17 protein-coding genes are annotated in these 13,373 nt (G+C 65.7%); 11 read left to right on the top strand and 6 right to left on the bottom strand.

Annotation, left to right across the window (positions count from 1 at the left end; translation table 11 throughout):
* Positions 1 to 49: 49 nt before the first annotated feature.
* Both KGM94_RS05725 and dksA read left to right on the top strand, forming a co-directional pair.
* Positions 50 to 661: an NAD(P)-dependent oxidoreductase gene (locus KGM94_RS05725; protein ID WP_300255813.1), complete on the top strand. Its 612-nt coding sequence runs from the start codon at positions 50 to 52 to the stop codon at positions 659 to 661.
* A gap of 212 nt (positions 662 to 873) precedes the next feature.
* Positions 874 to 1,239: an RNA polymerase-binding protein DksA gene (dksA, locus tag KGM94_RS05720; RefSeq protein WP_085966600.1), complete on the top strand. Its 366-nt coding sequence runs from the start codon at positions 874 to 876 to the stop codon at positions 1,237 to 1,239.
* Positions 1,240 to 1,460: 221 nt separating this feature from the next.
* Here the strand turns inward: dksA and KGM94_RS05715 are convergent, their stop codons facing one another.
* Both KGM94_RS05715 and KGM94_RS05710 read right to left on the bottom strand, forming a co-directional pair.
* Complete coding sequence (locus KGM94_RS05715; RefSeq protein WP_300255807.1) at positions 1,461 to 2,027, bottom strand: cytochrome b/b6 domain-containing protein; 567 nt, start codon at positions 2,025 to 2,027, stop codon at positions 1,461 to 1,463.
* 10 nt (positions 2,028 to 2,037) lie between these two features.
* Complete coding sequence (locus tag KGM94_RS05710; RefSeq protein ID WP_300255805.1) at positions 2,038 to 2,310, bottom strand: PepSY domain-containing protein; 273 nt, start codon at positions 2,308 to 2,310, stop codon at positions 2,038 to 2,040.
* Between the two features lie 148 nt (positions 2,311 to 2,458).
* Here KGM94_RS05710 and KGM94_RS05705 point away from each other — a divergent pair, with 148 nt between their 5' ends.
* The 6 genes from KGM94_RS05705 to KGM94_RS05680 all read left to right on the top strand — a co-directional run bounded on the left by KGM94_RS05705 (position 2,459) and on the right by KGM94_RS05680 (position 6,970).
* A complete protein-coding gene (locus KGM94_RS05705) occupies positions 2,459 to 2,770 on the top strand; it encodes a PepSY domain-containing protein (protein ID WP_300255803.1) in 312 nt (103 codons plus the stop codon).
* Positions 2,770 to 3,435, top strand: coding sequence for a response regulator transcription factor (locus tag KGM94_RS05700; protein WP_300255801.1), 666 nt, complete (start codon positions 2,770 to 2,772; stop codon positions 3,433 to 3,435). Before KGM94_RS05705 ends, KGM94_RS05700 begins: the two co-directional genes overlap by 1 nt.
* The gene (locus KGM94_RS05695) at positions 3,432 to 4,778 is read left to right on the top strand and encodes a HAMP domain-containing sensor histidine kinase (RefSeq protein WP_300255799.1); all 1,347 of its coding nucleotides are present in this window, start codon (positions 3,432 to 3,434) and stop codon (positions 4,776 to 4,778) included. Before KGM94_RS05700 ends, KGM94_RS05695 begins: the two co-directional genes overlap by 4 nt.
* Positions 4,779 to 5,039: 261 nt before the next feature.
* Complete coding sequence (locus KGM94_RS05690; protein ID WP_300255797.1) at positions 5,040 to 5,819, top strand: fumarylacetoacetate hydrolase family protein; 780 nt, start codon at positions 5,040 to 5,042, stop codon at positions 5,817 to 5,819.
* 485 nt (positions 5,820 to 6,304) lie between these two features.
* Positions 6,305 to 6,640, top strand: a complete 336-nt coding sequence (locus tag KGM94_RS05685; protein WP_300255795.1) for a type II toxin-antitoxin system RelE/ParE family toxin — start codon at positions 6,305 to 6,307, stop codon at positions 6,638 to 6,640.
* A gap of 90 nt (positions 6,641 to 6,730) precedes the next feature.
* Positions 6,731 to 6,970, top strand: coding sequence for a transcriptional regulator (locus tag KGM94_RS05680; RefSeq protein ID WP_366526212.1), 240 nt, complete (start codon positions 6,731 to 6,733; stop codon positions 6,968 to 6,970).
* A gap of 436 nt (positions 6,971 to 7,406) precedes the next feature.
* Here the strand turns inward: KGM94_RS05680 and flgH are convergent, their stop codons facing one another.
* The 4 genes from flgH to flgF are packed head-to-tail and all read right to left on the bottom strand — an operon-like array spanning position 7,407 to position 10,811.
* Positions 7,407 to 8,171: a flagellar basal body L-ring protein FlgH gene (gene flgH / locus KGM94_RS05675; protein ID WP_300255791.1), complete on the bottom strand. Its 765-nt coding sequence runs from the start codon at positions 8,169 to 8,171 to the stop codon at positions 7,407 to 7,409.
* Between the two features lie 3 nt (positions 8,172 to 8,174).
* Entirely contained in the window at positions 8,175 to 9,233 is a 1,059-nt protein-coding gene (gene flgA, locus KGM94_RS05670) for a flagellar basal body P-ring formation chaperone FlgA (RefSeq protein ID WP_300255789.1), read from the bottom strand.
* 6 nt (positions 9,234 to 9,239) lie between these two features.
* Complete coding sequence (gene flgG / locus KGM94_RS05665) at positions 9,240 to 10,028, bottom strand: flagellar basal-body rod protein FlgG (RefSeq protein WP_300255787.1); 789 nt, start codon at positions 10,026 to 10,028, stop codon at positions 9,240 to 9,242.
* Positions 10,029 to 10,049: 21 nt separating this feature from the next.
* A complete protein-coding gene (gene flgF, locus KGM94_RS05660) occupies positions 10,050 to 10,811 on the bottom strand; it encodes a flagellar basal-body rod protein FlgF (protein WP_300255785.1) in 762 nt (253 codons plus the stop codon).
* Positions 10,812 to 11,200: 389 nt separating this feature from the next.
* Between flgF and fliL the strand changes: the two genes are divergently transcribed.
* Genes fliL through KGM94_RS05645 form a run of 3 tightly spaced genes read left to right on the top strand, consistent with a single transcriptional unit; the run spans position 11,201 to position 13,362 of the window.
* On the top strand, positions 11,201 to 11,695 hold the full coding sequence (gene fliL, locus KGM94_RS05655) for a flagellar basal body-associated protein FliL (protein WP_300255783.1): 495 nt from the start codon (positions 11,201 to 11,203) through the stop codon (positions 11,693 to 11,695).
* Between the two features lie 18 nt (positions 11,696 to 11,713).
* Complete coding sequence (fliM, locus tag KGM94_RS05650) at positions 11,714 to 12,916, top strand: flagellar motor switch protein FliM (RefSeq protein ID WP_300255781.1); 1,203 nt, start codon at positions 11,714 to 11,716, stop codon at positions 12,914 to 12,916.
* Positions 12,913 to 13,362: a DUF6468 domain-containing protein gene (locus tag KGM94_RS05645; protein WP_300255780.1), complete on the top strand. Its 450-nt coding sequence runs from the start codon at positions 12,913 to 12,915 to the stop codon at positions 13,360 to 13,362. The genes fliM and KGM94_RS05645 overlap by 4 nt, the downstream gene beginning before the upstream one ends.
* The last annotated feature ends 11 nt before the right edge of the window (positions 13,363 to 13,373 follow it).

The raw sequence follows: 13,373 nt of genomic DNA, 5'->3' as shown, positions 1-13,373 counted from the left end.
TCTTTGCAATATTTAGTAACAATCAGTAACTATAGCGCAAGGAGCTCAAATGAAAATCGCTATCGCCGGCGCCTCGGGCCGGGCGGGATCGCAGATCACCGCGGAACTGTCCCGCCGCGGCCATGCCGTGACTGCCATCGCCCGCCATCCCGAGAAGATCGCGGGTCTCCCCAACGTCACGCCGGTCAGGGGTGACGTGCTCGACCAGGCCGGGCTGACAAAGCTGTGGGCCGGGCATGACGTCGCCGTCAGCGCCGTCCATTTCCTGGCGAGCGACCTGCAAAAGTTGATAGCCGCTGCTAAGGCCTCCGGCGTGGGCCGCTATCTCGTGGTCGGCGGCGCCGGCAGCCTCGAGGTCGCCCCGGGCGTGAAACTGGTTACAACCCCGGGTTTTCCGGCCCAATACAAGGCCGAAGCGGAGAAGGGCGCCGCCTTCCTCGACCTGCTGCGGCAGGAGAAGGAGCTGAACTGGACCTTCCTGTCGCCCTCGGCCCTGTTCGTGGAGGGACCGCGGACGGGCGAGTTCCGGCTCGGAACCGACGAGCTCCTGACCGCCGCCGACGGCAGGAGCTCAATCAGCTTTGCCGATTTCGCCGTTGCGATGGCCGACGAGATCGAGCGGCCGGCGCACCTGAGGTCGCGCTTCACGGTCGGCTACTAGCCGCTCGTGCGCCCCCGGGCCCGCCGGATAAACATGGCTGTGCAAGGGCTTGGGGGCAGTGCGGGAGGATGTAGGGAAATATTGTGTGTCACAAGACACCGCTATATAAGGCCCCGCTCAACGGACCCTGGTCCGTTCGAGTCGTCGCTGAGAAAGATGGGCCGCCCTTGGAAAAGTTGAAGAATTATCGACCCTCCGAAAAAGAGCCTTTCATGAACGACAGGCAGAAGGAGTACTTTCGCCTGAAACTCCTCGCCTGGAAGGATGAGATCCTCAAGGAGTCCAAGCTGACCCTGCAGGCCTTGCAGGAGGAGAACGTCAATCACCCCGATCTCGCCGATCGGGCCTCGTCCGAAACCGACCGCGCCATCGAGCTGCGCGCCCGCGACCGCCAGCGCAAGTTGATCGCCAAGATCGATGCCGCCCTGCAGCGCATCGAGGACAACACCTACGGCTATTGCGAGGAGACCGGCGAGCCGATCTCGCTGAAGCGGCTCGAAGCCCGTCCGATCGCAACGCTTTCGGTGGAAGCGCAGGAGCGCCACGAGAAGCGCGAGAAGGTCTATCGCGACGAATAGGCCGGGCGCCGCCCGCGCGGCTCCCCATGAAGCGTGCGCAATCGGCGCGCAAGTTTCGCGCCCTGCGTGATGTCCGCGCGCCCATCGCGCAGCGTGATGCGCGATCGAAAAGTGAATCGCGATCAAGGGGCTGGACCCGACTTCTCCATGTTCACCTGAGCTCGGATGAGACCAAGCCTTCACTTCAGGCGAAGGCGGTCTTGCGAGTCGAAGAGGGCTGCTCAGTCGGCAGCCCTCTTGCGGCCGGATATCATGGACGCCACGAGGTTCTCGCGATGCTCGAAGCTCGCGATCAGGACGCCGAGGACATGCGCCACGACCAGGCCAACGGTGAGATTGGCCAGGAATTCGTGGACGTGTTCGACGAGCTTGGAGCCCCAGTAGGCGTCCGTGGTCATCGCGTAGCCCGTCGCGCACGTGCCGGCCAGCGCGATCAGGAGCGCGATGATCATGGCGCCGCCGGCCGGGTTGTGCCCAATGTAGCGGGGAGCCCTGAGCAGCGCGACGTCCCGCAGATAGGCGAGCACCTCGCGCGGCGGACGAACGAAGTTCGAAAATCGTGCGTGCCGCGGACCGACGAAGCCCCAGACGATCCGGATCGCGAGGAGGCCGGCGATGGCGTAGCCGGCCGCGATATGGACCCGCTCGATCTCGTCGCCGGTGGCGTAGGCCAGAACGAACAAGCTCGCCAGCGACCAGTGGAAGATCCGAACGAACGGATCCCAAACCTTGACCGTGGCCGGCGGCATAACGCCGCCGGCTTCGATCGTGTTGCTCACGGTTCTCATTTGCGAACCATCACATCTGGCCGATGATCTGGCCGTTGGTCGGATCGACGAACAGCTCGACCCTGCTGCCGTTCTTGTCGAGCGTGTACAGCTCGCCGCAGGCGTTCTTGAGCTTGGCCTTCTGGACTTTGTATCCCTGAGCCTCGACCTTCGCCTGTAGCTCCTGCATCGGCAGCCACTGGGATTCGGGGGCCGACGTGCACGGCTTGCCGAGGCTGCCGGCCTGGGCGGACGCCGCACCGAGGGCTACGGCGGCGACGGTGAGAATGGCGATCTTGCGCATAGGTATCTCCTGACGGTTGCCGCCCGCACCATGCGGCGGCGACCTGGCCAATCTGTCAGAACCGGCCTGACCGACGCCTGTTGAGCCAAGTCAGCGATTTGTCAGGTGAGATCAGGCATCCATATCTCCGGGATAACGAGTATTCCTCATGGACTTACGCCCGCAGCGAGTTCGATGCCTGATCCTTGCAGCCGCGCTTCTCGCGGCCGGAGGGGCCCCGTCGCTCGCCCGCGATCAGGACGACGCGCGCCGGGCCGTGGAGGCGGGCGAAATCCGTCCGCTTGCCGAGATTCTGACCATGGTGAGGCAAAAGCTTCCGGGCGAGATCGTCGGCGTGAAGCTCGAACGGGAAGCCGGTGCCTGGACTTACGAATTGCGCGTCGTCGACGGCAAGGGACGGCTGTTCGAGATCCACGTCGACGCCAGGAGCGGAGCCGTCGAACGGACCAGGGAGAAGTGATGCGCGTGCTTGTCGTCGAGGATGACCTGCGGATCGCGTCCGAGGTCTCGCGCACTCTGCAGGCCTCCGGCTACGTGGTGGAAACCGTCGCCAAGGGCGAAGACGCCTGGTTCCTCGGCGACACCGAGGACTTCGGCGCCGTCATCCTCGACCTTGGTTTGCCTGGCATGGACGGCCTGGCGGTCCTGAAGCGCTGGCGCGCCAACGGACGCCGCATGCCCGTCCTCATCCTCACTGCGCGGGGAAGCTGGGCCGAGCGGGTCGACGGCATCGATGCCGGCGCCGACGACTACCTTCCGAAGCCGTTCCGGATGGAGGAGCTGCTGGCGCGGCTGCGGTCCATCGTGCGGCGCTCGGCGGGGCATGCCTCCTCGGTCATGACCGCGGGCGAGATCACGCTCGACGAGCGGCAGATGAAGGTGACCCGCCGCGGCGTGCCCATCGCGCTTTCGCCGCTCGAATACAGGCTGGTCGCCCATCTCCTCCGCAATCGCGGGCGGGTCGTCTCGCAGCAGGAGATCGACGAGAACGTTTACGGTCACGGCGAGGAGCATGATTCCAACACGCTGGAGGTGCTGGTCGGCCGCGTACGCAAGAAGCTCGGCGCCGACGCGATCGAGACGCGGCGCGGCTTCGGCTATCTGATGCCGGACCTGTTCGAATGAGCCGGCATTCGCTCAGGCTGCGACTGGTCGCCGGTGGCATCGTGGCCATGCTGATGGCGCTTGCGGTTGCCGGGGGGGCGCTGGTCCTGGTTTTCGAGCGCCATGTGTCGCGCACCCTGGCTCAGGACCTCGACGTCCATCTGAAGCAGCTGCTCGCCGGCATCGACCTCGACCCGCAAGGCAAGCTGGTGTTGACGCAGACCCCGGTCGATCCCCGCTTCGCCGATCCGCTGTCCGGGCTGTACTGGCAGGTCGGCGATGCGCGCGGGCAGTTGCTTCGCTCGCGCTCGTTGTGGGATTCGGGCCTGGAGCTTCCGGCGGATCGACTTGAGCCTGGAGAAACACATCAGCACCAGGCGCCGGGACCGGGAGGCCGGCGCGTCCTCGTCGCCGAGCGCGCCGTCACGCTGACCGCGGACGGCAGGCCGTTGGTCGTCCGCCTTGCCGTCGCCGAGGACCTCGCCAGGGTCACGGCGGCGACCTCGGCCTTCGCGAAGGATCTCTCGATCGCTCTCGTCCTTCTCGGCTGCGTGCTGGCCCTTGCGACCTGGGTCCAGGTCGGCGTCGGCCTGCGTCCGCTGGTCGCGCTGCGCGGCGGAGTGGCCGACATCAGAGCGGGGCGAACCCGGCATCTGCCGCCCTCGGTCCCGACCGAGGTTCACCCCCTGGTCGAGGAGGTCAACGCGCTGATCGACGCCCAGGAACGCGAGATCGAACGGTCCCGCGGCCGTGCCGCCGATCTGGCTCATGGGCTGAAGACGCCCCTCGCGGCTCTCGCGGCCGATGCGTCACGTCTGCGGGAGCGGGGCGAGCGCGATATTGCCGAGAATATCGAAGCCGTCAGTGAAGCCATGGGTCGCCACGTCGACCGCGAGCTCGCCCGGGCCAGGGTTCGCGGGCGCGCCCGGGGCGGCGCTGCAATATCCACTCCCGTGAAGCCGCTCGTTGACTCCGTCACGGCAACGCTGTCGCGCACTCCCGACGGTGCGCGCGTGAGGTTCGAGAACCTCGTTGCCGCCGATCTTTGCGCCCCGCTCGACAAGGTCGACCTCGCCGAAGTTCTCGGAAACCTGCTCGAGAACGCGGCGCGCCATGCCGCGCGATCCGTCCGGATCACGTCGGATGAAGCCCTGTCTTCGATCGCCATCGAAGATGATGGCAAAGGCATCGAACCGTCCGCTCTGTCACACGTCGTCCGACGCGGCGCCCGCCTCGACCAGGGCGGTGGCGCTGCGGGCCTGGGCCTTGCGATCGTGCGGGACGTCCTCGAGGCGTATGGGTGGACGCTGGAGCTTTGCCGGTCCGAGCTCGGCGGTCTCAAGGCAACGATCGCCAGCCAATAGGCGGCGGGGCACAGCATGCAACGCGATTCGAAAATTGAATCGCGATCAACGGGCTGGACCGGACTTCTCCATGTTCACGTGAGCTCGGATGAGACCGAGCCTTCAGCTCAGGCGATCGCACTTTTGCGAGTCGGGTCAACGGCATTGCGCCATGTCTTGATCCCGGGGCCGCGGACCGCGGTGCTGTCCGTAGCGGTGCTTGTCAGGCCCGGGCTGGAATGCTGAACTCCGCCACGCTGAGTAGCATGGGAGGCGGCGCCGATGGACGAGATTCTCGCAGCCGCAAAGGCGATCGCGGCCGCGCGCCGCAACAAAAGTCCGCTCGCGGCGCTCGAGGTTCCGCCCGCGGACGAAGCTGCCGGCTACAAGGTCCAGCGTGCACTGCATGATCTCCTGCTGCCGCAGACGGGCCGCCTGGTTGGCTACAAGATCGGCTGCACCAGCGCGGTGATGCAGGACTATATCGGCATCCCCCATCCCTGCGCCGGCGGCGTGTTCGAGAAGGGCGTGCACGACAGCGGCGTCAAGCTCGCGGCGGCCGACTATGTCCGGGTCGGCGTCGAATGCGAGATTGCGGTCCGCCTGAAGCGCAGCCTCGCGCCGGGCGAGGCGCCGTTCACCGCCGAATGGGTGGCCGAGGCGGTCGAGGCCTATCGCCCCGCGATCGAGATCGTCGACGACCGCTACGTGAAATGGGAGACGCTGGGCGCGCCGACCCTGATCGCCGACGACTTCTTTGCCGCCGGCTGCGTGCTCGGGCCCGAGGTCGCTCGCGCCGCCGTGCCGGACCTCAAGAGGATCGCCGGCCGCGCACTGCTCAACGGCGAGGTGGCCGGCCAGGGCACCGGCGCCGACGTCCTCGGCCATCCCCACAACGCGCTCGCCTGGCTCGCCAACCATCTCGCGGCCGAAGGCAAGGGCCTCCATGCCGGCCAGATCGTGCTGACGGGAAGCCTCGTGAAGACGCTGTGGCTGAAGCCGGGCGACAAGGTGCGGATGGAGTTGGACGGGTTGGGAGTGGTGGAGGCGGAGTTCTTATGAGTTGGCTGTGTGCCTCGATCGTTACGACCGAACCAAGATGCTCGCGTAGCTTGGGATAAGCTTGATCGACTTCTCACACCTCAAATTCGATTGTACCGCAATCTTCTTCGGAGCAGCCCCGGGAATGGCTGCTTTGCGGACATAGAGATCGCCGACGGTTGCGCCGTCTCTATCTCCGTGAATTTGAACACCGGAGCTATTCAACTCTCGGTACCGGAAAGCGCCTTCTGTATCGCCAACAAGCTCGAGGGACTTGGTAAGTGTCAATTTCCGCATGCGCGCCTCCATCGTGTTCTCCCGATGGTAGGCGTGGTTCACTAACGAATTGGGCCACGAAAATTTCAAGTCAGGCCATTGGGGCCGGAAACAGTCCAGCATCCTCGTTTGTGAAAGGAACAGAATAGAAACATAGTGAGGCGCTTGGGGCGCATCCACGATAATCTCAAATCGACCGAATTTTCTGAAATCGACAATTGGTAACATGTGTGGTACCAGAAATCAGAGTTGAGGAATACACCGTCGATGGCCGTAGTCCGTTCCAGGAGTGGCACGACCGGTTGCACGCGCAAACAGCCGCTTTCGTTTCCGTCGCGATCGCCAGGCTTGCGGACGGAAACACCTCGAACGTCAAGTCGATCGGGGAGGGAGTATCCGAACTGAAGATCAATCGCGGCCCGGGCTATCGGGTCTATTTCGGGTGGGACGGCAACATGCTGGTCATCCTGCTTGGTGGTGGCACCAAGCAGAGGCAGCAAGTCGATATCGACGCCGCACAGCATCGCTGGCGCGACTACAAGGCGCGGAAGCGCGCGAAGGGATGAACAATGCCGTTGACCCATGATTTTCGAGAAACGGTTCGTGAGCGAGCCAAGCGCGACCCGGCCTTTCGCGAAGCGCTGTTTCAGGAGGCGATGCAGGCGCTGCTGCAGGGCGACGTCGACTACGGCCGTTCGGCGCTGCGAACCTACATCAACGCGACGATCGGCTTCGAGCGGCTGAGCAAGGCGATCGACCGCCCGCAGAAGAGCCTGATGAGGATGTTCGGGCCGGGCGGCAATCCGACAGCAGAGAACCTGATGGCCGTGATCAGCGCGCTACAGGAGAAAACGGGTGTGCGCCTCGAGATACGCGCCGTGGCGGATGCGGCGTGACGCCGGCGCGCGCGACCGGCTATCGGGAGCCATCCGCCAACCGAGGCTAGCCCCCATGAACGTGGTGGAGTTAGGTTTGGCTGGATCGTGCGGTGCCGGGTTCGGCCTCTTTCCAGAGCGGAAGGGTGCATAAGGGCTCTGCCGATCCCACGCTCCGCCATTGTTGCAGAATACCCCTGATTTGCCCGACGCGTCAATGTTATTTTCGTAAAATCCGTAACGCCTCGCCGGCTCCCGCCGGCCACTGTGCATGGGGTTGAACCTCATGTTTTTGGAAACCGGTCACGGACGCCGCAGGCCGGACCCGGTCTCATCATGTCTTGGGTCGTCCCAAGAACTCATGCGGCCCTCGCCAGGGGAGCTAGCGAGGGCCGCGTAGAACATCGCTGGCCGCGCCTAGGTTCGCGACCGACGATGTGGGAGCTCGGGAGAAGGACTAGAACGGCAGCAGCACGTCCATCACCTGCTGGCCGTAGCGCGGCTGCTGCACGTCCATGATCTGGCCGCGGCCGCCATAGGCGATGCGGGCCTGCGCGATCTTGGTGGAGTCGATGGTGTTGTCGCTCTGGATGTCCTCGGGCCGCACGACGCCGGCGACGACCAGCTCGCGGATCTCGAAATTGACGCGGATCTCCTGCTTGCCCTCGACCACGAGGTTGCCGTTCGGCAGCACCTGCGTCACGACGGCGGCGACGGTGGTCTGCAGGGCCTCCTTGCGGTCGACGCTGCCCTTGCCTTCGCTGGAGGCGGTGGAGTCGGCGGTGAGGATGCGGCCGGGCAGGATCTTGTTGGCCTGCGTGATGGTCTTCGCGCCGGCGAAGTCGGTGATCCCCGAATCTTCCTTGTTGCTGCGGCTGCGCGAGGTGTCGTTCTCCATGTTGGCCTTGTCGGTGATGTTCACGGTCACCGTCAGGAGGTCGCCGACCTGGTGGGCGCGCTGGTCCTTGAAGAAGGCGCGGCTGCCGTTCCGCCACAGCGAGTTCGGGTTGTAGGACACCACTTCCGGCTTCGGCATCGGCATCTGCACCGGCTTGTAGCCGGGCTGCGCGGTCGGATTCTCGATTGCCGACAGCTTTGGCTGCTCGCCGATCTGCGACAGGCGATCGATCGAGGAGCAGCCGCTCGCGAAGGCGAACGTCGCCAGCAACGCGCCGGAGAGGGCGAGACGACGGAGACGGGCGGCGGAGCTGAACCTGGACATGACTTACTCTGACTTGGCTGGAGCTGGCGAAAGCTGGGTCTGGGCGAGCGCGACCGGCGCCGGCTCGCGTTGCAGCGATGACGTCCGGTCGTTCGGCAAGGCGGCGGGGGCGGCCTGGATGGTGATCTGGCCGCGGCCGGTGACGACGCCGGTGAGGGTGCGCTTGGACAGCACGTTGAGCACGTTGACGACGTCGCCCTCGGCGCCGCTGTCGATCGCCTTGGCACGCGTGGTCAGATAGAGGCCGGCCGCCTGGTAGATGACGGTGACGCTCTGGTCGCGCTGCACCAGCTCGGGCTTGGCCAGGTCGGCGACGCGGATCGGCGTGCCCGCGCGCATCGGGCGGCGGAGCTGCATGCCGACCGCGCGGTCGCGCGTGGCGGCCTCGCCCGATATCTCCGCCTTCGGGCGCCGCTCCGGCACGACGTCGGAGGATTTCAGCATCTCGGTGCGGTCGATGTCGCGGGTCAGCACGGCAACCTCCACCGTCTCGATCGCGGTGCCGGTGAAGCGCAGCTTGGCGGGCGCGGCGCTCGCCTCGTTGCTGATCTCGAAGGTGACGTCGAAGCGGCCGCTGCGCTGGTCGTAGCGGGTGGCGGTCGGCTGCAGCGCGCCGGTGTTGGTGGCGTCCAGCCGCAACTCGGAGATGCCACGGTCGAAGGTGATGCCGATATTGGCGGCCTCGCCGAGGCCGAAGCGGTGCTCCAGCGCGGACGCCACCGCGAGCTCGAGGTCCTTGTTGGCGAGCGTGCGCGCCAGGCGGGTGACCGTGACCTCCTTGATGTCTCCGGTCATCACGCCGATCACCTGTTTGGCGCGCAGCACGTTGATCACCTGCGCGACCGGCAATGCGCCTGTCGTGCCGAGGTCGGGCGAGCGGTAGACCGGGATCTGCGCGGCCGGGCCGGCATTGTCGACGAGGTCGCCGACCCGCACCACGTCCGCGGTCACGGTGATGCTCGGGCGCAGCGCCGGCTGCGCGATGGCGTCGTCGGCCGCGTGCGCGGGCGCCGTCAGCGCGAGCAGGGCGGCGAGCGTGGCGATGGTGTTGCGCATCGTCATCCTCCCTTAGCGGAACAGCGCCGTGGTGGACTGCATCATCTGGTCGGCGGCGCTGATCACCTTGGCGTTCATCTCGTAGGCGCGCTGGGCGGCGATCAAGTCGCTCATCTCGGAGACGACGTCGACATTGGCCTGCTCGAGGCTGCCTTGCGTGATGTGGCCGTAGCCTTCCGAGTTCGCGATGCCGTCCTGCGGCGGACCGGAGGAGGGCGTCTCGGTGAACTGGTTGCTGCCGACCGGCTGCAGGCCGCCCTTGTTGACGAAGCGCGTCAGGCCGATCTGGCCGATGATGGTCGAGCTCGTCGAGCCCGGCAGCGTCACCGAGACCTGGCCCTGCATGTTGACCGTGAGGCCCGAGGCGTTGTTCGGGATCGTGATGGTCGGCTGCACCGGATTGCCCTGCGCGGTGACGACGCGGCCCTGGTTGTCCATCTGGAAGGTGCCGTCGCGGGTATACTGGTAGGTGCCGTCCGGCATCAGGATCTTGAAGAAGCCTTCGCCGGAGACGGCGAGGTCGAGATCGTTGCCGGTCTGCGACAGCGTGCCCTGCGTCATCATGCGCGGCGTGGCGACGGTCTTGACGCCGCCGCCGATGTCGACGCCGACGGGCACGATGGTGCCCTGGTCCGAGGACTGCGCGCCGACGCGGCGGATGTGCTCGTAGATCAGGTCCTGGAACGCCGCGGTCTGCTTCTTGAAGCCGGTGGTGCGGAGGTTTGCGATGTTGTTGGAGATCACCTGAACGTTGAGTTCCTGTGCCGCCATTCCGGTCGCAGCGGTGTGAAGCGCCTGCATGTCAGTTCTCCCCTGATGGCGTTACGCCGGAACGTCGGCGAGCTTCTCGATCGCCGATTTGTGCAGGTCGCTCTCCTGCTGCAGCAGGCTGGCGACACCCTGGTAGGTCCGCATCACCTCGAGCATGCGGCTCATCTCCGAGACCGCATTGACGTTCGACTTCTCGATGTAGCCCTGCTGCACGGTGGACTTGGTGTCCGCCTGCTGGGTGGCCGCGCCGGCCGCGTAGAGATTGAGGCCCTGCTTCTGCAGCTTCTGCGGATCGTCGAAGCCGACGAGGCGGATCTTGCCGCGGATCGAGTCGGCCTTGTTCGAGCCTTCCAGCACCGTCACCGTTCCGTCCTGCGCGATGCTGATGTCGTGGTCGGTCGGCTGGAAGGTGATCGGGCCGGCGGTGCCGAGCACGAGGTTGCCGTCCGCGGTCACGAGCTGGCCGACGTTATTCATCGCGAACTTGCCGTCGCGGGTGTAGCGCTCGCCGCCGGCAGTCTGGACCGCGAAATAGGCGCCGCCGCTGATGGCGAGGTCGAGCGGGGCCTTGGTCATCTCCATCGGCCCCTGGCCGACGTCACGGAACGTGCCGCGGTCCTGCACGTAGGCCACGCGGCGGTCGGAGCCGACGAAATTGTCCTCGTGCGCGCCGGAGTTGAGATATTGCTCGAACAGCGAGCGGTCGGCCTTGAAGCCGTTGGTGTTGGCGTTGGCGACGTTGTTGGCGATGACGTCCATCTGCCGTTCCAACGACACTTGCCGCGATAGGCCGACCAGAAGCGCGTTCTGCATCGGATCAATCTCCCCTGACGTGGGATCCGCCGTCGCCGCTCTCCCAAGCGTCTTTCGGCGAACCCGTGAACGGGACCTTCGAGCTCTCCCAAGCCCGGCGGGTCTCGCGGCTCTCTCAGCGAAAGCCGTGCCAACTCGGAAAAATCCCGAATTTCAGTTGGTTAGTCGTTTGGCGGGGCCGTGCAGGGGCGGCAGAAAGGTTCTGTTGACCATGTTTGCCCGGCAGATTTTTCCTAGCCGGCGAACGATGGAAAGATTCCGTTAACCATTATTACCGTAGCGTTTGCACCTGAGAGGAGCGCGTTGCGCGCTGGGGCAATCGTATCGCGTCGCAGGCTGCCAGGAGGCATCGGGCTCGAGGCTATCTATAGAGAGTGAGCTCGGCGGTCATGGCAGAGAACGAAGCGGAAGGCGCAGCCACCGAGGCCGCGGAGGGCGCCGCCCCGAAGAACAAGCTCAAGCTGATCATCATGGCAGTCGGCGTGCTCGCCATCCTCGGCGGAGGCGCGGCGACCTGGTTCTTCTTCTTCCGTGGCGACGCCGAGCATCACGCCGAAGCGGCTCCGCCGCCGAAGCCGCCGACTTTCGTCGACGTGCCCGACATGATGGTGAACCTTGCCGGCGCGCCGGGCGAGCGGGTGCAGTATCTGCGGCTGAAGATCGTGCTGGAACTGAAGGAAGAGAAGCAGATCGAGGCGATCAAGCCGACGATGCCGCGCGTCACGGACCTGTTCCAGACCTACGTGCGCGAGCTGCGGCCGGCCGACCTCAACGGCTCCGCCGGCATCTTCCGCCTCAAGGAGGAACTGACCCGACGCGTCAACGCCGCGGTTGCGCCGATCCAGGTCAGCGCGGTGCTGTTCAAGGAAGTCGTGGTGCAGTGAGGCGGATGGGCTAGGGACATGGCGGGCAACGATCCAGTCGACCAGGACGCCATAGCCGCCCAATGGGAGGCCTCGCTCGATTCCGAGGATCCCAACGAGGCCGCGAAGGCGGCGGCCGAGAACGAATTATCGGAAACCATGGCACTGCAATGGGCGGCCATGGTCGAGGACGGCAGCCGCGATTTCGGCAGCACGAAGAACTCCGGCGAGCGGGTTCTGACGCAGGACGAGATCGACAACCTGCTCGGCTTCACCGTCGGCGACGTCACGCTCGACGATCATTCCGGCATCCGCGCGATCATCGATTCGGCGATGGTCTCCTACGAGCGCCTGCCGATGCTGGAAATCGTCTTCGACCGCCTGGTGCGGCTGATGACGACCTCCTTGCGCAATTTCACCTCCGATAACGTCGAAGTCACGCTCGACCGCATCACCTCGGTGCGTTTCGGCGACTACATGAACTCCATCCCGCTGCCGGCGGTCTTGAGCGTGTTCAAGGCCGAGGAGTGGGAAAACTTCGGGATGGCGACCGTCGATTCCAACCTGATCTATTCGATGATCGACGTGCTGCTCGGTGGCCGCCGCGGTAGCACCCAGCTCCGCATCGAGGGTCGGCCCTACACCACGATCGAGACCAACCTGGTCAAGCGCCTGGTCGAGGTGGTGCTGGCCGATGCCGAGCTCGCGTTCCGGCCGCTGTCGCCGGTCACCTTCACCATCGACCGGCTCGAGACCAATCCGCGCTTCGCCGCGATCAGCCGGCCCGCCAACGCCGCGATCCTGGTGCGCCTGCGCATCGACATGGAGGACCGCGGCGGCAATATCGAGCTCCTGCTGCCCTACGCGACCATCGAACCGATCCGCGCAGTCCTGCTGCAGATGTTCATGGGCGAAAAGTTCGGCCGCGACCCGATCTGGGAAGGCCATTTCGCCACCGAGATCGTGCAGGCCGAGATCGCCGTCGATGCCGTGCTCTACGAGGCCGACGTGCCGCTCAAGCAGTTGATGCGGCTGAAGGTCGGCGACACGCTGCCGCTCGAGATGCGCGCGGATGCGACCGTCTCGGTGCGCTGCGGCAGCGTCACCCTCACCGAGGGGCGAATGGGGCGCGTCGGCGACCGCGTCGCGATCCGAGTCACCAAGCCGCTGCGCAAGCCGTCGACGACGCTTGCGATGTTCGAGAAGGTCGACGAGCAGAACAAGATGATGGAGGCCCAATGAACCATTCACTAGGCATGGCGATCGAGACGCTGGTGGCCGTCCTCTTGATGCTGACGATCGGCTACTGCATCCTGCTCAACAAGCGGCTGACGCGGCTGAAGGCGGACGAGCATTCGCTGAAGGCCGTGATCGCCGAGCTGATCACCGCGACCGAGATTGCCGAGCGCGCGATCGGCGGATTGAAGCACGCGGTGCGCGACGTCAACGAGAACCTCGGCAGCCAGCTCGCCGCCGCGACCCAGATGTCGGAACAGCTCCACCGCCAGCTCGGCGAGGCCGACAACGTGGTGCGGCGCCTGTCCAAGATCGCCGTCGCCGCGCGGCCGGGGGCGCCTGCCGAGCCGGTCGCGGCGACGCCTGCGCCGAGGCCGTCGGCGGCGAAGGCGGTGGCGGCGGCCGCCGAAGCCTTCTCCGAGCGCAGGCGCTCCAACGGGCTCGCCGCATAAAGTATCGTCCG

The sequence above is a fragment of the Bradyrhizobium sp. genome, from assembly GCF_028868675.1.
GTDB lineage: Bacteria > Pseudomonadota > Alphaproteobacteria > Rhizobiales > Xanthobacteraceae > Bradyrhizobium.
The sequence above is the reverse complement of the archived record's forward strand: the minus strand, read 5'-3'. Positions and strand labels throughout refer to the sequence as shown.